General features: G+C 66.0%; 14 protein-coding genes and 1 pseudogene. 11 read left to right on the plus strand and 4 right to left on the minus strand.

Annotation, left to right across the window (positions count from 1 at the left end):
• Window positions 1-1,134: 1,134 nt before the first annotated feature.
• Window positions 1,135-1,737: a hypothetical protein gene (locus PALO_RS00275; protein WP_004809612.1), complete on the plus strand. Its 603-nt coding sequence runs from the start codon at window positions 1,135-1,137 to the stop codon at window positions 1,735-1,737.
• Window positions 1,738-1,846: 109 nt separating this feature from the next.
• Here PALO_RS00275 and PALO_RS00280 read toward each other — a convergent pair whose 3' ends face one another.
• The gene (locus PALO_RS00280) at window positions 1,847-2,113 is read right to left on the minus strand and encodes a hypothetical protein (protein ID WP_004809611.1); all 267 of its coding nucleotides are present in this window, start codon (window positions 2,111-2,113) and stop codon (window positions 1,847-1,849) included.
• 424 nt (window positions 2,114-2,537) lie between these two features.
• Between PALO_RS00280 and PALO_RS00285 the strand changes: the two genes are divergently transcribed.
• From PALO_RS00285 to PALO_RS00300, 4 genes are all read left to right on the plus strand, one after another.
• On the plus strand, window positions 2,538-3,872 hold the full coding sequence (locus PALO_RS00285; protein ID WP_015581976.1) for a hypothetical protein: 1,335 nt from the start codon (window positions 2,538-2,540) through the stop codon (window positions 3,870-3,872).
• 169 nt (window positions 3,873-4,041) lie between these two features.
• A complete protein-coding gene (locus tag PALO_RS00290; RefSeq protein ID WP_004809605.1) occupies window positions 4,042-4,311 on the plus strand; it encodes a hypothetical protein in 270 nt (89 codons plus the stop codon).
• A complete protein-coding gene (locus PALO_RS00295; RefSeq protein WP_238137879.1) occupies window positions 4,308-4,751 on the plus strand; it encodes a DNA-processing protein DprA in 444 nt (147 codons plus the stop codon). The genes PALO_RS00290 and PALO_RS00295 overlap by 4 nt, the downstream gene beginning before the upstream one ends.
• A gap of 64 nt (window positions 4,752-4,815) precedes the next feature.
• Window positions 4,816-6,438: a xylulokinase gene (locus PALO_RS00300; RefSeq protein ID WP_015581978.1), complete on the plus strand. Its 1,623-nt coding sequence runs from the start codon at window positions 4,816-4,818 to the stop codon at window positions 6,436-6,438.
• An 89-nt stretch (window positions 6,439-6,527) separates the two neighbouring features.
• On the opposite strand, the gene arfA is transcribed toward PALO_RS00300, so the two are convergent.
• Window positions 6,528-8,066 (minus strand): arabinosylfuranosidase ArfA, encoded by a 1,539-nt coding sequence (gene arfA / locus PALO_RS00305; RefSeq protein WP_015581979.1) that lies wholly within the window; start codon window positions 8,064-8,066, stop codon window positions 6,528-6,530.
• 322 nt (window positions 8,067-8,388) lie between these two features.
• Between arfA and PALO_RS00310 the strand changes: the two genes are divergently transcribed.
• Genes PALO_RS00310 through PALO_RS00320 form a run of 3 tightly spaced genes read left to right on the plus strand, consistent with a single transcriptional unit; the run spans window position 8,389 to window position 11,620 of the window.
• Window positions 8,389-9,726, plus strand: coding sequence for an extracellular solute-binding protein (locus tag PALO_RS00310; RefSeq protein ID WP_051048683.1), 1,338 nt, complete (start codon window positions 8,389-8,391; stop codon window positions 9,724-9,726).
• A 24-nt stretch (window positions 9,727-9,750) separates the two neighbouring features.
• Window positions 9,751-10,716: a carbohydrate ABC transporter permease gene (locus PALO_RS00315; RefSeq protein WP_004809594.1), complete on the plus strand. Its 966-nt coding sequence runs from the start codon at window positions 9,751-9,753 to the stop codon at window positions 10,714-10,716.
• Between the two features lies 1 nt (window position 10,717).
• Window positions 10,718-11,620, plus strand: coding sequence for a carbohydrate ABC transporter permease (locus PALO_RS00320; protein ID WP_015581981.1), 903 nt, complete (start codon window positions 10,718-10,720; stop codon window positions 11,618-11,620).
• A 13-nt stretch (window positions 11,621-11,633) separates the two neighbouring features.
• On the opposite strand, the gene PALO_RS00325 is transcribed toward PALO_RS00320, so the two are convergent.
• Window positions 11,634-12,689, minus strand: a complete 1,056-nt coding sequence (locus tag PALO_RS00325) for a LacI family DNA-binding transcriptional regulator (RefSeq protein ID WP_015581982.1) — start codon at window positions 12,687-12,689, stop codon at window positions 11,634-11,636.
• A 21-nt stretch (window positions 12,690-12,710) separates the two neighbouring features.
• Between PALO_RS00325 and PALO_RS13120 the strand changes: the two are divergent.
• A pseudogene (locus PALO_RS13120) lies at window positions 12,711-13,099 on the plus strand (substrate-binding domain-containing protein).
• Window positions 13,100-13,204: 105 nt separating this feature from the next.
• On the opposite strand, the gene PALO_RS00335 reads toward PALO_RS13120, so the two are convergent.
• Window positions 13,205-14,602 (minus strand): sugar porter family MFS transporter, encoded by a 1,398-nt coding sequence (locus PALO_RS00335; protein WP_015581983.1) that lies wholly within the window; start codon window positions 14,600-14,602, stop codon window positions 13,205-13,207.
• A 341-nt stretch (window positions 14,603-14,943) separates the two neighbouring features.
• On the opposite strand from PALO_RS00335, the gene PALO_RS00340 reads away from it, so the two are divergent.
• A complete protein-coding gene (locus PALO_RS00340) occupies window positions 14,944-15,660 on the plus strand; it encodes an L-ribulose-5-phosphate 4-epimerase (RefSeq protein ID WP_004809581.1) in 717 nt (238 codons plus the stop codon).
• Between the two features lie 59 nt (window positions 15,661-15,719).
• Entirely contained in the window at window positions 15,720-17,231 is a 1,512-nt protein-coding gene (gene araA / locus PALO_RS00345; RefSeq protein WP_015581984.1) for an L-arabinose isomerase, read from the plus strand.

A 17,231-nucleotide genomic window follows, 5' to 3' on the forward strand; every position in this document is an offset into this window, starting at 1 on the left:
CCAGATTGTTCTTCCTCGACAAGCGCCTCCGGAGGGTGGTCGCATGCCGATGGAGACCAATCAAAAGAGGGGGACATAGCTCCGATGACCAGAGAACTCGACACCGAGGAGACCACGGAGCTGTAGGGCGGTGCGGGTCTGGCACAATCAGCGGCGACCCGGGAACACGCTCGTGAGCCACGGGCATCGTGGACAGTGCTGCTAGACGGGGGTCGGAATCGGGAACGTGGACCGCGCTGGACGACAGACTACGCTCTGAGATTCTGCCCGGAGATGGCCGAGTACATCGCACTCGTTGTGACGGGGACATCAGGATCCTGACAGGTACACGCCGCACTCGCCCTGGTGAACATGTCTGATTCACTTTCCCCTTGACACGTTGACGCGGAGCGCTCTAGTCATTTCGAATTGACGGACAAGGGTTGTCCGCTGAGGCTAAGATTCAGCTTGATCAAGGGGGATTTTATGAAAACAAAGGCCCTGTTTGTGCCAGTACTATCTCTGTCAATTGCCTCGCTGTTTGCATTCACGGCAGCGCCGACATCGACAGCAGCACCCGCGAAGTCAAGTGACTCATCTGCTAGCACTAGGGGTATAGAATCTGCTCCGGCCGCACTCGTTTTGGCGGCTCGTGGTGCTGGTGTGGACGTTGATAATGCTCGTGCGGAGTCCCATGATGGCTACATGATGATCTGGGACAATCACTCATGGGTCATCGGATCAGATGACAGTTCCTCGTCTTCTGGGGCGTCCACGCGTAGTGCAGACTTTGATGCCGGTATTTGCACAGGAAAGTTCCACAATCCGCAGATTATCAAGAATCGTCTGGAATGGGGCGCTCAGTCCAGCTGTAAATCTACAGCCACCCCCAAACGACCTCTATAGGCATTCTATTCATGTTGACCTTCGGCAAGGCAATCCGAAGATTACATCATTTGGTATCATGCACAAAGTCAGTGAGTACACATCACTGAACGGTCCATATTCGCGGGTCGCCACTGCGGTAGCGACGAATCCCTGCAAGAAGAACACAAAAGCCAACTATGACGTGGTCGCGAGAGTCACCGTGCACAGCGTTCAGTTCCGAGCCGTGGTCTCGAAGACCATGACCAACCTGAGCTGTAACGTGGCACCATGACCCTACGAGCCAGGCTGTTCATATCGGCTGCGACCACCCTTCAGGCCTCCGAGGACTCTCTTGTCGCCACTCTGGATCTCCTGCGAGTCGAGCTGACGGAGCAGGGAGTGAGCGCCAACGACGTGGCGCTTGAGCTGGGGGTGTCCCTCGACTTCGCCACCCGTCTGCTCGAGGGCACCGCGGTGCCCGAGGAACTGGCGGCCTGGCGGGCCACCGAGGTGACTCGGCTCGTCCAGGACATCTATCAGGACCTCGACTCATATCGCAACGGACTGCTGTGCTGCCGCGCGCAGGACCCGGTCACGCTCATGATCTCGGCGACCCATCCCTGCGATGAGTACCGCAGAAAGTACGAGACGCGGGCCGAGGCCCTGGGGCTGACGGTGTCCTGGCCAGAGGCTGCATTCAGCCTGCTCGAGATGAAAGAGCATCTTGCCGAACTTGATCGTCAGGCCGCGGCGACCCATGTGGACCCGCAGGCCGGGAGGATTGACGACACAGACCTGGCTGTTACGGCAGAGTCCGTGGCTATGCAGGACTGGATCGGAGATCACCTTGGCCAGTGGATACATACAGATCGGAGAGGCGAGGATTCGTGAATTTCCGGATCGGCGCTGAGTTCCCAAGACGACCCACCGGCGGATGCCGGTGGGTCGTCATCGTCTGACTGGTCCGGTCAGAGCTCTCAGCGCCCTGGATGTGATGGGGTCACACCACCACCGAGTCGTTCCTCCGCGATGAGCTCTTCTTGGTGGTGGCCGCCCGCTGCAGGGCCGAAGCCATGAGGTACAACCCCTCCCGGTTGAGATGGCGGGAGTACCGCGAGTCCAGGCAGAGCACCGGGATGTCGCCGGCCACGGTCAGTGGTGCGGGGTGAAGCTGTTCCTTGATGGATCCGGCACCCCCGCCGGTGCCCCAGCGGTCCAGCCGACCGATGACCTGATCTGCCGAGTGAGTGGCATTGGCGAGAATCATCCGTGGATCCTGCTGGTCTGGTATGCCGACAGTGCCATGCCGCTGGTCGCCTTCGCGGTGCTCGTCGTGGCGGCCGTGACCACTCAGAGGACATGTGGTGCACGCCGTCGGGGGCAGCAGACCATGGTGGCGGAGAGTTCCCGGGCGCCCCTGGCGCGGATCTGATGGGCCTGTCTGGAGGATGGTTACCAGATCCACCGCAGTCGGTACAGACAATCCCCCACACCGGGATCTCGCTGGCCTCCTCACTCTAACCTGGGGTCCGGGCGGTGTGGTGCCTCTACGTGCAGAACCGCAGGTGCTACCAAATACACTGGGTTCATGGTGAACCCGGCAGCGGACCACAGGGTCAAGTTCTACGGTCCGCTGGACCTCGCGAGCACCTCGACCGCAGGGCGAGCCGTCGCGGTTATCCGGGGGGCAGTTGGAGCAGCCCACTGGCGACTCCCTGAATGATGTTCTTGAGCTTCACAACGCGCTCGCCTTCGCAGAGCACGGCATTCTTCCGATCGATCTCACACAGGGCGAGCAAGACAATCTCAAAGTGGCAGCTTGCACGCTGCGGGGAATGATCGCGAGCTACTTCTCAGGACTCGATGCGTCGAATCTCGACGACTGTTTGACTGGGTTCGACTACTTGTACGCCGAGGATCTCCTCATGCTCCTTGGCCGGCACAGCGTCGCGGAGAAGGTGGGCGGGCAGACGCTGTTCGACGCTCTTCTCGGAGCAGGCATGCCGCTTCAGGTCATGCTCTCCAACAAGCAGTTCGTGAGCCAGCATGACCGACGGCTTCGTGACGCGCTGCTCGCCGACCCGCGCAACGGTGAGCTCCTGGTCGCCAGCCAGTTGGTCAGAACACCGTCCACCGCCTGCTTTTTCCCCACCAGCTTCGGCGAGGCGGAGCGGCAGCAGCTCCTGGGCGCATACATCGACAGCGAATCGCCCCACCCCAATTGTGTAGAGGCCATTGCGCAGACGCGCGACAACGAGGCCCTTGGTATCACGCCGAAAATCCGTCTACAGGCGAGCAAGCGATGCAAAGCTCTGGCGCAGGAGCTCCTCGCCGACCGGAAAAACATGTTGGCGCACAACGGCTATGGCGTCAAGATCGATCCCGAGCAGCGCGAAACGGTGTCGGATCGATGGGGGAAGACGGACGGCGAAATCACCCTCGTGCGGACGTTTGGTGAGAAATACCTCCTGTCGTCGATGGAGCCGATGCAGGTGCTGGCGAACTACGCGTCGCTGGTCGGCTACTTGGACTGGGCCGGCCTGCTCAGGATGCCGTCCTTCCCGGGGCAGATCAGAGCGATCGAGCGCGTCTTCATTTCGGGGGCAGACACCTACCCGAGGGGCCACATGTTCAATCGGCTCGACGCCATGACGTTTCTCGGCACACAGACGTACACGGAGTTCCTGCAGCGACACGGGGTCGAGGTGGAGAAGGCCATCGCCTGGTTCTTCGACGAGCACCTCACCAACGAGTTCGGCGCAAAGAGCTTCTACTACACACCGTCCAGTTCAACCAGTTCGTTCCTCGAGCGCTGTCGTCACATCGGTGCGGAGATGGCAAGCGTTGCCAGGCAGTTCACGCTCTACTGTGACGAGGGAGAGCTCGATCTCGACCTCCTGCATATGACGTCTGCTCCCAAGCCATGGGGTCGGATACCCAGCCTCGTTGATCGGAAGTACCTGAACTGCGCCGAGAACAGCGACTGCGATCGAGCGCTCTCACTCACCCCATCCGACCACCCATGACCCCAGGAGGGCCGATGGCCACACACACCACCTCGTCCCTGGCCCCACAGGCCGCAGCCGAGTCTCCTACCGGGGCCGCGGCGGCTCCCGCCGAGCCCACCGCGATCACTGCGGCCACCTCGGGGTTCTGGTTCTATGACATCGAGTCGCTGTCCAACGCGTTCACCCTGTGTGGGCTGACCGCGGTGCCGGGGCACACCCCCGTCTGGACGTCTTTGCCCAGATCGATGACGCTGACCTGCGGGGCCGGCTGGTTCCCGCCGAGCTCGCCCTGGCCATCCGCCGGGGCAACCCGGTCCTGCCGTCCCAGGCGAGGATCGCCGTCCACGATCTCGGTGATCCCGGCCAGGTGGCCTACCTGGCCGGGATCCTGGGTGTCTCGGATGCCGCCCCACCAGGCCGGGTTTCCTGGCCCGCAACCGGGTCATCGCCGGTCTGACCGGCGGCGTGGTGATCGTCGAGGCCGCCGCCAGATCGGGGGCGCTCAGCACCGCCAACTGGGCCGGCGACATGTACCGGGAGGTGCTGGCCGTGCCGGGCCCGGTGACCTCGAGCCGCTCGGTCGGCCCGCACGACCTCATCCGGAATCGGCGCGCCGAACTCGTCCGCGACGCCGACGACGTCCGGGAGGCTCTGGGTCCCATCCAGCCCGAGCTGCCCAGGGAACCCGTCCCGGAGCATCCGACCGATGCACTGGGGCCCGAGACCCTGCGGGTGCACGAGGCGCTCCCGGCCCGCGGCGCGCTGGGCGTCGATGAGCTGGCACGGGCCGCCCTGGTGAGTCTCACGGACTGCCTGCTGGCCCTCCAAGAGCTCGAGGACCGGGGCATGGCGAGCTACGGGGCGGACGGCCGATGGTCGGTTCGCCTACGTAGGTGATGCGCCCGGGGGAGTCGATGGTATCGTTCGATGTGAACGTTAACGAGCCGCAAGGAGGCAGCCCATGACCACAGCTGACATCGATCCGGGACGTGCCCGGGATGTCATCGAGACCGGACGCGCCAGTCTGGGAATCGAGTTCGGATCGACCAACATCAAGGCCTGTCTCATCGGGCCGGACTACACCCCGCTGGCCAGCGGGAGTCACGCATGGGAGAACGAATTCGTCGATGGGCGGTGGACCTACTCCCTCGAGGCGGTGTGGGCGGGTCTGCAGGCCTGCTACGCCGATCTGGTCACCGACGTCCAGCGTCTCTACGACGTCACCCCGACGTCCTTCCGTGCCATCGGCATCTCGGCGATGATGCACGGATACCTGGCCTTCGACGAGGCGGGCGACCTCCTGGTGCCGTTCCGGACCTGGCGCAACACCTCGACCGGCCCGGCCGCGGTCGAGCTGACTGAGGCGCTCGGGTTCAACATCCCGCAGCGCTGGTCGATCGCCCACCTCTACCAGGCGGTACTCGACGAGGAGCCGCACATCGGACGGATCGCGGCGCTCAACACGCTGGCCGGCTACGTCCACCAGAAGCTCACCGGCAAGACGGTTCTCGGTGTCGGCGACGCCTCGGGAGTGTTCCCGATCGATCCGGCGACCGGCGGCTACGACCAGCGGATGCTCGCCATCGTCGATCCGCTCATCGACGCCCGGGTGCCCGGCCTCAAGCTGGAGAAGCTGCTCCCCGAGGTGCTGCCGGCCGGCGCGGCGGCGGGCGACCTGACCGCCGAGGGTGCCGCACTGCTCGATCCGACCGGGGCCCTGAAGGCCGGAGTGCCGTTCTGCCCGCCGGAGGGCGACGCCGGCACCGGGATGGTGGCCACCAACTCGGTCGCCAGGCGGACCGGCAACGTGTCGGTCGGCACCAGCGCCTTCGCGATGGTCGTCCTGGAGCACCCGCTGGAGCAGGTCCACGAGGAGATCGACGTCGTGACGACCCCCGCCGGGGACGCCGTGGCGATGGTGCACTGCAACAACGGGGCCAGCGAACTGTCGGCATGGGCCGGCCTCTTCGGGCGCTTCGCCCAGGCCATCGGATCCGGGGTCGACCAGGACGGCATCTTCGCCGCCCTGCTCAATGAGGCGCTGGCCGGCAAGGCCGACGGCGGCGGGCTGCTGTCCTTCAACAACCTCGCCGGCGAGCCCGTGGCGGGCCTGCCCGACGGGCGCCCGATGGTGGTGCGCGCACCGGACAGCTCGTTCGCCCTGGCCAACTTCATGCGTACGCAGGTCTATGCGGTGTTCTCCACCCTGAGCCTGGGGATGCGGATCCTGGACGCCGAGAAGGTGCAGGTCGACAGGCTGCTCGCCCACGGCGGGCTCTTCCGCACCGCGGGCCCCGCCCAGCGGATCCTGGCCGCGGCGCTGGGAGCCCCGGTCGCCGTCGGCGAGACCGCGGGGGAGGGCGGTCCCTGGGGGATGGCGCTCCTGGCGGCCTACCTCGATGAGGCCGGTTCCAAGAGCCTGGCGCAGTTCCTCGACGAGGAGGTGTTCGCCACCACCAGTACCAGCGTCATGGAGCCGGCACGCGCTGACGTCGACGGCTTCTCGGTCTATCTGGACCGCTACCGCCGAGCTCTGGAGCTGCAGCGGGTCGCACCCGAGGCCGTGCTGCCGGTCAACAGCTGAGGAATCCTCACATCTGAGACCCACTGACACAGCGTGGCCGGGCCCGATCGGGCCCGGCCACCCTGTCGTCTCCTCGGGATCGTGGGGACTCAGGCTCGCGAGACGTCCAGTTCCACGGTCGCCCAGGACAGCGGGGGCAGCCTCAGCCGGGTGGTGTCACCGTCGACCACGACCCCGTCCAGAGGCTCCGGGTGGACGCGGTCTGGGTGCTGCTCGTCGTTGACGGCGAAGCGGTCGGTGTCGTCGGGGACCGTGAGCACCTCGGCCCGCGCGACCCGGGAGGTGTCCAGGCCTCGCAGCGTCACCGACACCTCGGCGCACTCCTCCAGACCGCGATTGGCCAGGAAGAGGGCGAGGCGACCGGTCTCCTCGTCCCAGGTGGCGGTCGCGTCGACCAGGTCGGCGTCCCCGAACTTCTCGGTCGCGTAGCGGTCCCCGGAGGTGGCCAGCTGGAGGATCTGCCCCTTGGCGCGGTTGGCCATCTGGGCGAAGGGCCAGAAGATCGACTGGCGCCAGGCCGGCCCGCCCTCCTCGGAGCGGATCGGTGCGATGACGTTGACGAGCTGGGCCAGGTTGGCGATCCTCACCCGGTCGCCGTGGCGCAGCAGGGAGTTGAGCAGGGTCCCCACCACCACGGCGTCGGTGACGGAGTAGGCGTCCTCGATGATCCGGGGGTGCTCGTGCCATCCGCCGCGCTCGGTGATGGCGTCCGGCATGTCCTGCCCGGGCCGTCTGGTGTACCAGACGTTCCACTCGTCGAAGGACAGGTTGATCCGCTTGCGGTGCTTGCCGGCCGCGCGGGTCGCGTCGGCCGTCGCGACGACCGACTCGATGAAGTGATCCATGTCCAGGGCGGTGGCCAGGAAGCTGGCGACATCCCCGTCGGCCTCCTCGTAGTAGGCGTGCAGGGAGATGTTGTCGACGACGTCGTAGGCGTGGCCGAGCACGGTGCTCTCCCAGGTCCCGAAGGTCGGCATCCCCGAGTTGGAGGACCCGCACGCGACCAGCTCGATCGAGGGATCGACGAGCTTCATCGCCTTGCCGGCCTCGGCGGCCAGTCGGCCGTACTCATCGGCGGTCTTGTGGCCGATCTGCCAGGGGCCGTCCATCTCGTTGCCCAGGCACCACAGCTTGATCCCGAAGGGTTCGGGCGCTCCGTTGCGGCGGCGCAGGTCCGACAGGTAGGTGCCCCCCGGGTGGTTCGCGTACTCGACCAGGGCCCGCGCGGCCTCCACCCCCCGGGTGCCGAGGTTGACCGCCTCCATGATCTCCACGTCGGCCTGCCGGGCCCAGTCGACGAACTCGTGCAGCCCGAAGGCGTTCGTCTCGATGCTGTGCCATGCCCCGTCGATACGACGGGGACGCTCGCCGACCGGCCCGACGCCGTCCTCCCACCGGTATCCGGATACGAAGTTGCCGCCGGGATAGCGCACGACCGACACGCCGAGTTCGCGCACCAGCTCCAGCATGTCACGGCGGAAGCCGTTCCGGTCGGCGGCAGGGTGGCCGGGCTCGTAGATGCCGGAGTAGACGCACCGGCCCATGTGCTCGACGAAGGATCCGAACAGGCGGCGGGGAACCGGCCCGACCGTGAAGTCGCGGTCGGCAGTGATCGTGGCCCTGGACATGGAAGAACTCCTCTGGAGGATCGGTGACGCCCCGGTGGTCAGCGCGGACCGGATGCGCGGGCCCTTCGGGTGGGCCCAGGCCAGTATTACATCGTTATAGTCATTTTGGCGCTTCATGGGCGGACCGGAGTACCGAGCCTGAAGCGAACAGCTCAAAAATGTGATAAATATCACGACGCGACCCTCTTGACCGGCTCATCAACCGTGTGTCAGGATCAGTTCACACAGAACAGCGCCGCTCTGTCTGCCACTGCATTACCACGATAGAATGATCTGCCGTGCAGGGCGGCACGGCGTGCTGACGACGAGGAGGTCGTACCAGATGCACTTCACAGGCCGGGGCATGACTCGGCGAGGATTTCTCGGGGGAGGGTTGGCGGTGGCCGCGACGGCCCTCGCCGGCTGCTCCAGCCCGGTGGCGGCCGGCCTGTTCGGCTCGCAACTCGATCCGTCGACCCTGGTGTTCTGGAACCTGTTCAGCGGGGGAGACGGAACGAGGATGCAGGCCATGGAGGCCGGCTATCAGAAGGCGTACGGGCGCGGCTCCCTTCAGGCGACGACCTTCGCCTGGGGCAACCCCTACTACACGAAGGTCACCCTGGCGACCGTCGGCAACAAGCCGCCGGATGTCGCGGTGTCCCACCTGACTCGCGCCAAGCCGCTGAGGGAGGGCGACATCATCGAGGACATCACTGATGCCGACCTGGCCTCGGTGGGGCTGTCCTCCTCGGACTTCGCGGCGAAGCCGTGGAAGGCGCAGATCACCGGCGGCCACACCATCGCGATCCCGCTGGACACCCATCCCTTCGTGCTCTTCTTCAACTCCGACGTCTGCCGGAAGGCCGGGATCCTGGGCACTGACGGCGACCTCACGCAGCTCCAGGGGCTCGAGGACTTCGAGGCCGCACTGCAGGCGATCAGCAGGGTGACCGGCGGCGCGGCGATCACCTCCGCCAACGTGGGCGGGGAGACCGCGACCCCGTGGCGGCTGTTCTGGACGCTGTACAACCAGCGCAGCGGAGCCACGCCGTTCCTGTCGGGTGGCGGCACGAGGCTCACGGTGAACGAGGACCTCTTCCTCGACACGGTGGCGCGGATCCAGAGCTGGGTCAGGAAGGGCTGGCTCAACAAGGGCCTCGACTACGCCACGGCACAGACCTACATGTTCACCGGAAAGGCCGGCATGTACGTCCAGGGGGAGTGGGAGATCACGACCGCGCAGTCCATCAAGGGCCTGACATTCGGTATGACCAAGATCCCCACCGTCTACGACAGGCCCGCCGCCCAGGCGGACTCCCACTGCTTCATCATCCCGCGCAAGGAGCGGACCGACCAGCAGCGCCATCAGGTGATGCTGTTCATCAAGAAGATGCTCGAGCAGAGCATGACCTGGGCCGAGGGCGGGCACATCCCCGCCTACCAGCCCATCGCGACCAGCAGCGCCTACAAAGCGTTGAGGCCGCAGGCCAACTACGCCTCGGCGGCCGACATCGCCGTCTACGACGATCCGACCTGGTACGGCGGTTCGGGCTCCACCTTCGAGAACATCGTGGGGGCGCAGCTCGCCCTGGCCCAGCAACTCGCCGTGACTCCTCAAGGGGCACTCAACGTCATCAAGCAGCAACTCCGGGTCTACCTCGATACCGAGAGCCCCCTCTGATCAGGAATTTGAAGGTATCTCATCGTGTCCGCAGTTTCGATCAATTCACAGCACACCCGGGCGCAGCGCTCGGGGCCGGGCGCCGGGCGCAGGAGTACCGCCGCCCCCATCGAGAAGAAGGACGGGAGAGCGGCGTGGCTCTTCCTCGCACCTTTCGGGATCTTCTACCTGGCCTTCCTGCTCGGGCCCACGATCTACATGTTCGTCATGAGCTTCTTCAACACCTCCGCGGTGAGAACCGGCCTGGGGAAATTCGTGGGATTCAAGAACTACGCCGAGATGTTCAGCAGGGCAGACTTCTGGGATGCCATGTGGCATACCGTGCTCTTCACCATCTACACGACCCCGCCGTTGGTCATCCTGGCATTCGTCTTCGCCGTGCTGTCCAACAGGATGAGACGGGGACAGTGGTTCTACCGGCTGGCGTTCTTCCTCCCCTACATCCTTCCGTCGGCGACGATCTCCCTCATCTGGGTGTTCATCTTCACTCCCGCGACCGGCCTGTGGGCGTGGGTCCAGGAGCTGCTGGGCATGGTGCCCGGCACGGGCATCCTGTCGGGCGAGCACACAGCGATGATCGGCATCGCGATCGCCACGGTCTGGTGGACGCTGGGATTCAACTTCGTGCTGTACCTGGCCGGTCTTCAGGAGATCCCTCGTGAGCTCTACGAGGCGGCCGCGGTCGACGGTGCAGGCGAGTGGTCTCAGATCCGCCGGATCACGATCCCTCTGCTGGGCAGGACGACGGGCCTGGTGCTGCTTCTCCAGATCATCGCGAGTCTCAAGATCTTCGATCAGGTCTACCTCATGACGAACGGCGGGCCGGGCACCTCGACACAGGTCGCGCTGCAGCTCGTGACCGGGGTGGCCTTCACCGACAACAGGACGGGTGCCGCATCCGCGGCCAGTGTCCTGGTCTTCATCCTCATCATGATCGTCGCCGCGGTGCGGCAGCTGGCGGGCCGGTTCTCGGCCAGGAACGAGGTGTGAGTTGTCCACTGCGACCATCCCCAGGAAATCACCTGTCACGAGCGCCGCACCGGCACGGGCGACGACGGCCAAGGCCTCGATGGGCACCCGCACCTTCAACGCGATCGCGCTGGTCGTCCTCATCGTCTTCGCCGTCATCTGGCTGATTCCCAGCCTTTTCGCCCTCAAGACCTCGCTGACCGACAACGGTGTGGCCGCCCTCGGGGCCAGGGAGATCCTCAAGACCTGGAATCCGACGCTCCACTCCTTCTCGACCCTGTTGGGCGGATCGGATATCTGGAACTGGTACCTGGCGAGCGCCATCACCTCGGTCCTGACGACGGTCCTCACCGTCGTGTTCGCCTCGATGGCGGGGTTCTCGCTGTCGAGGCTGAACTTCCGAGGATCGAGGGCGGTTCTCACGATGATCCTGCTCGGTATCATGATCCCGGCCCAGGTGCTCATCGTGCCGACCTTCCAGGAATTGAACGCCATCGGCCTGCTGAACACCTACTGGTCGGTGATCTTCCCGCAGGTTCCGGCGGTGATCGCGGTGTTCATCTTCAAGCAGTTCTTCGACGGCATCCCGAAGGATTTCGAGGAGGCCGCCCGCATCGACGGGGCGAGCGTCTGGAAGGTGTACACGCGTGTCGTGATGCCCCTGTCGCGCCCGGTCATCGCGGCCGTCACGGTGCTCACCTTCGTCGGAGTGTGGAACAACCTGCTGCTGCCGCTGTATGTGCTGTCCAACCCGGGGCTGATGACCATTCCCGTGGGTCTGGCCACCACTCAGGGCAGCTACGGGCTGAGGTACGCCGACATCCAGGCCGGGGCGCTGCTGGCCGCGCTGCCACTGATCATCATCTACCTCATCTTCCAGCGGCAGATCGTCGAGGGGGTCGCCGGAAGCGGCCTCAAGGGCTGAGACCGATCCCGTGTCATCGGGTCGTCGCGCGGGCAGCGGTGCTCTGGCGGGCGACGATCCGATGAGGCACGCGTATCGTCCGCACGGGCATGGAGGCCCTGGTGATCCGTTCGGCGAGACGGTCGAGCGCCCGTGCGGCGAACTCGTCCTTGTCGAAGCTCACCGTGGTGAGGGGCGGTGCGGCGAACTCGCCGTCGGCGATGTCGTCGAAGCCTGCGACCGAGATCCCCCTTGGCACCCGGATGCCGCGGCGCCACAGCGCGCTGATGACCCCCAGCGCCAGGGAGTCGGTGAGGCAGAAGATGGCGTCCGGCAGGGGGGAGCCGTCGATGAACGAGTCGACGGCCCCGGCGCCTCCTCGTGGCGTCCAGTCGTCGCAGGCGATCTCCAGGCGGGGATCGGTCCGCAGCCCCGCGTCCACCAGGGCCCTGCGATACCCCTGGGTCCTCAGCGTCGCGGTGAACGCCGTGGACCTGTCCGGGGAGCCGAGCAGGGCGATGCGTCGATGGCCCAGCCCGATGAGATGGCTCGTCATGTCGTAGGCCGCCGTCTCCGGGTCCACCCGCACCTGGTCGAAGGGCAGATCGAGCACCTCCCCGATGAGCACGGTGGGCGGCAGGAGGGCGTCGGCGGACAGACTCAACTCGTCGGGGAAAACGGGGTTGAGGATGAGCCCGTCGACGAGCCGGGACAGTGCCCGGGACACCAGTTGCTGTTCGCGGTCGGGGCGTCCACGGGTCTCCTCGATCTGAACCCCCCAGCCTCGGGAGTGGGCCGCCTCGACGAAGTGGTGGGCGACCTCCGCCGAGTACGGCGTCGCCAGATCGGGAAGGGCCAGGGCGATGACCCCGGACCTGCCGTTGCGCAGGCCCCTGGCGCTCAGATTCGGCACATAGTCGAGCTCTGCGAGGGCGGCGTCGACCCGGCGCCGGGTCTCGGGGCGCACATAGACCTTCCCCGTGATGACATTCGAGACGGTTTTCGGGGAGACCCCGGCCCGGGCGGCGACGTCCCTCACCGTTGCTCTGCCTGAGCCCGGCGTACCGGTGGCGGGAGGGAGTTCGTTCATCGCGGAGGGGCTCATCCTTGTCTGGAGGTCTGGGCCAATCCTACGGCAGGGTCGGCACCCACACCCGCATCGTGCTGGGGCCGAGGCGCGGCGCGGGCACTGCTGGACCAGCATCCCGACGTGGACGGCGTCATCTGCGGCTCGGACCAGATCGCGCGCGGGGCCGTGGACGCGCTGCGGGAGGAGGGCAGGAGCATCCCGGGGATGTCGCTGTGGTGGGCCATGACAACTGGGAGATCCTCTCCACCGGCTCGCGGCCTCCGTTGACCACGATCGACATGAACCTTCAGGGGCTCGGCCGCCGCGCCGCGAATCTGCTCTTCGACGCCATCGGAGGGAACCCGTCGCACGGCGTGGAGAAGGTCCCCTGCCGTCTGGTGGTGCGCGGCTCGACCCTCTCGACGGTGTGAGCTCGACCACGCGATGAGGGGACCGCAGACGACCGAGGCGCCCGGACCGTGAGAGGTCCGGACGCCTCGTGGCGCATGGTCAGGCCGATGGGGTCGGGATCGGAGTCAGACCGCGGCCTTCTCGCCGCGGTTGGTGCCCTGGGCCTCGATCTCCTCGAGGGTGTGGCCCCGGGTCTCGGGGACCCTGAAGCGCACGAAGAGGACGCCGAGGATGCAGATCACGCCGAAGATGGCGAAGACCGCGGCCTGGGGCATCGCCTTCGCCATGACCGGGAAGAGGAGCCCGACGGCGAAGGAGCCGATCCAGTTGAAGGAGGACGCCAGGCCGGAGGCCCTGCCACGGATGGCCAGGGGGAAGACCTCTCCCACCAGCACCCACGTCAGGGGCGCCCAGGTGAAGGAGTAGAAGGCCACGTAGATGCACAGGAAGACGACGATGAGCATTCCGGGCGCGGTGGGCATGACGGCATGGATCACCGAGGGCAGCAGGAAGGAGAGCCCCATCACGGTGCCTCCGACGGTCAGCAGGGTCCGGCGGTTGAACTTCTCGGCGATGGCGATGTACACCAGCGATCCCACCACCAGGATGATCCCGTTGATGATGGGCCAGAACAGGGCATCGGTGGCTGCGGAGTTACCGGCCTTCCCGACGATCTGGGGGATGTAGTAGAAGATGGCGTTAGCGCCCTGGAACTGCTGGAAGGCGGCCACGCCGACCCCCGCGATCACCAGGTAGCGGTACTTCGAGTTGAACAGGGTGGACCACGACGTCTTCTCGGCGGCCTGTTCCTCGATCTCGGCCGTCTTCTGGATGTCGGCGATCTCGGAGTCGATGTCCTCGGGCCTGCGGATGTAGCCGAGCACCTTGCGCGCCTGGGGGATGAGCCCCCGGCGGACCAGGTAGCGGGGCGACTCGGGAAGGTTCAGCACGCCGAGGAAGAGGATGAGCGCCGGCACCGCGGCCAGGGCGAGCATCAGGCGCCAGCCCCACTGCTGAGGCAGGTCCTTGAGCAGGAAGTCGACGACGTAGGAGATGAGCATCCCGGAGACGATCATGGTCTGGTTGATGCCCGACAGGCTGCCGCGCAGCCGGGCCGGCGCCATCTCCGACATGTAGGCGGGTACCAGTGCGGAGGCGGCGCCCACCGCGAGTCCGAGGATGATGCGGGCGCCGATGAGGAAGGCGAGCCCGTTGTGGGGCGAGACTCCCGACAGGAGCGAGCCGACCACGAAGACCAGTGCGGAGATGAGGATCATCCGGCGCCGCCCGAGTCGATCGGCCAGTTGGCCGGCCAGGGCTCCGCCGAAGATGGCGCCGAACATCACCGAGGAGGTCGCCGCACCGGATGCGAAGCTGTCCGGCGGCACGCTCGGCCAGTCGACCTGGAGGAAGGGAAGTGCCCCGGTCATGACGCCGATGTCGTAACCGAAGAGGATCCCGCCGAAGGACCCGAAGAAGTAGATGAATTTGCTGGAGATCTTCTTGTCAGAAGTGGAAGTCATAAGCACTCCCGGGGTCGCCAACCCCACTGATCGCTGCGGGCCGGATGGCCTGAGTGGCCCACCATGATGTGTATGCCGGCCGAACACGTCTGATTCCACATCGTCGTGGATCGGTCGGGTCAACCGCGTCCATCGGGTTGACAGTCACTATGTTAGCGTTCACAATTGTTGAAGGCAACCGCCCCGACGATGTGAGCGAGGAGTTGGACGAAGATGAACAACCGGCCGGTGAGACAGACGGATCAGTCTGATCTGGCGCACGTGAACGTGTCCAGAGGCGTCCTCACCGTAATCTCGGTGGGCAGAAGCCATGACGTAACGATCCCTCAAGGAGTGGAATCATGACCATCCATCTGTCCGAGCTCGACGCCGGAACGCGGGCACTGGTGGCCCAGACCCGCCAGGCCGTCAGCGACCTGCATGCCGAGCTGCCCCGCAACAACCTGGTCGTGTGGACGGCCGGCAACGTGTCGCAGCGGATCCCCGGAACCGAACTCTTCGTCATCAAGCCCTCGGGCGTCTCCTATGACGAGCTCACCGCCGATGCGATGGTGGTCTGCACCCTCGACGGCAAGAAGATCGACGACGGCACCCCGGAGCATCTGCAGCCCTCCTCCGACACCGCGGCCCACGCCTACGTGTACCGCCACATGCCGGAGGTCGGCGGGGTGGTCCACACCCACTCGCCCTACGCGACGGCCTGGGCCGCGCGCCGCGAGCCGGTGCCGTGCGTGCTGACCATGATGGGCGACGAGTTCGGCGGGGAGATCCCGGTCGGGCCCTTCGCGCTCATCGGGGACGACTCGATCGGGCGGGGGATCGTCGAGACCCTCTCCCACTCGAACTCGCGGGCCGTCCTGATGGCCAATCACGGCCCCTTCACCATCGGCAAGGACGGCCGTGACGCCGTCAAGGCCGCGGTGATGTGCGAGGAGGTTGCCAAGACCGTGCACTTCGCCCGCCAGCTCGGCGAGCCGGTGCCGATCCCGGCCGACGACGTCGCGCACCTGTTCGACAGGTACCAGAACGTCTACGGCCAGCATGACGAGAACGCCTGAACCTCAGGCGATCTCAATGCGGAACGTGACAATTCAGAACATGACAACAAAGGAGTGACATGATCAACAATCCGTTCGAGGGCAAGGAGATCTGGTTCTTCACCGGCTCGCAGGACCTGTACGGTCCCGAGGTGCTGGACCAGGTGGCGGCGCAGTCCAAGGAGATCGCCGCCCAGATCGACGGAGCGTCAACGGTCCCGGTCAAGATCGTCTGGAAGCCCGTGCTCAAGGACCGCGAGGCGATCCGCACCGCTGCCCTCGAGGCCAATGCCGATGACGCCTGTGTCGGCGTCATCGCCTGGATGCACACCTTCTCCCCGGCGAAGATGTGGATCCTGGGCATGGACGCCCTCACCAAGCCGCTGCTGCAGCTGCACACCCAGTACGCCGAGAAGCTGCCCTACGCGACTCTCGACATGGACTACATGAACCTGAACCAGTCGGCCCACGGCGACCGCGAGTTCGGCTACCTGCTCACCCGGCTCGGCAAGAACCGCCGGATCGTGGTGGGCCATGCGTCCCACCCCGACACCGCCTCCCGGATCGGCACCTGGGCCCGCGCGGCCACCGCGTGGAACGCCCTGCACCACATGAAGCTCGCCCGCTTCGGCGACAACATGCGCAACGTGGCCGTCACCGAGGGCGACAAGACCGAGGCCGAACTGCGGCTCGGGGTCTCCGTCAACACCTGGTCGGTCAACGACCTGGTCGAGGTGGTGGACGCCGTCGAGGAGTCCGCGATCGACGAGCTCGTCGCCACCTACGACGCGCAGTACGAGGTGGCCGAGGAGCTGCGTCCCGGTGGCGCCGCCCGTGAGTCGCTGCGCTACGGCGCCCGCATCGAGCTGGGGCTGCGCAAGTTCCTGGACGACGGCGGCTTCGAGGCCTTCTCGACGAACTTCGAGGATCTCGGTGGGCTGCGTCAGCTGCCCGGTCTGGCCGTCCAGCGGCTGATGGCCGACGGCTACGGGTTCGGCGCCGAGGGCGACTGGAAGACCGCCGTCCTGGTGCGGATCGCCAAGATCATGGGATACGGCCTGGAGGGCGGCGCCTCCCTCATGGAGGACTACTGCTACGAGTTCACTCCGGGTAAGGAGAAGATCCTCGGCGCCCACATGCTCGAGATCTGCCCCTCCCTGACCGGCAAGAAGCCCTCCCTGGAGATCCATCCCCTCGACATCGGCGACCGCGAGGACCCGGTGCGCCTGGTCTTCGACGCCGATCCCGCCGACGGGCTGGTGGTGGCCCTGTCCGACATGCGCGAGAGGTTCCGCCTCACCGCCAACATCGTCAAGATCGTCGGCCCCGACGAGCCGCTGCCCAACCTGCCGGTGGCCCGTGCCGTGTGGGAGCCCGCCCCCTCCTTCCAGACCTCCACCGAGTGCTGGTTGACCTCGGGCGGCGCCCATCACACGGTGATGACCACCAACACCAACCGCGAGATGTGGGAGGACCTCGCCGATATCGCCGATATCGAGCTGGCTCTCATCGACGAGGACACCACCGTCCGCGGGTTCGCGAAGGAGCGTCTGCTGGAGACGGCGATCCACCGTCTCAACGGCGGTCGCTGA

Source organism: Cutibacterium avidum 44067, from assembly GCF_000367205.1.
GTDB classification, from domain to species: domain Bacteria; phylum Actinomycetota; class Actinomycetes; order Propionibacteriales; family Propionibacteriaceae; genus Cutibacterium; species Cutibacterium avidum.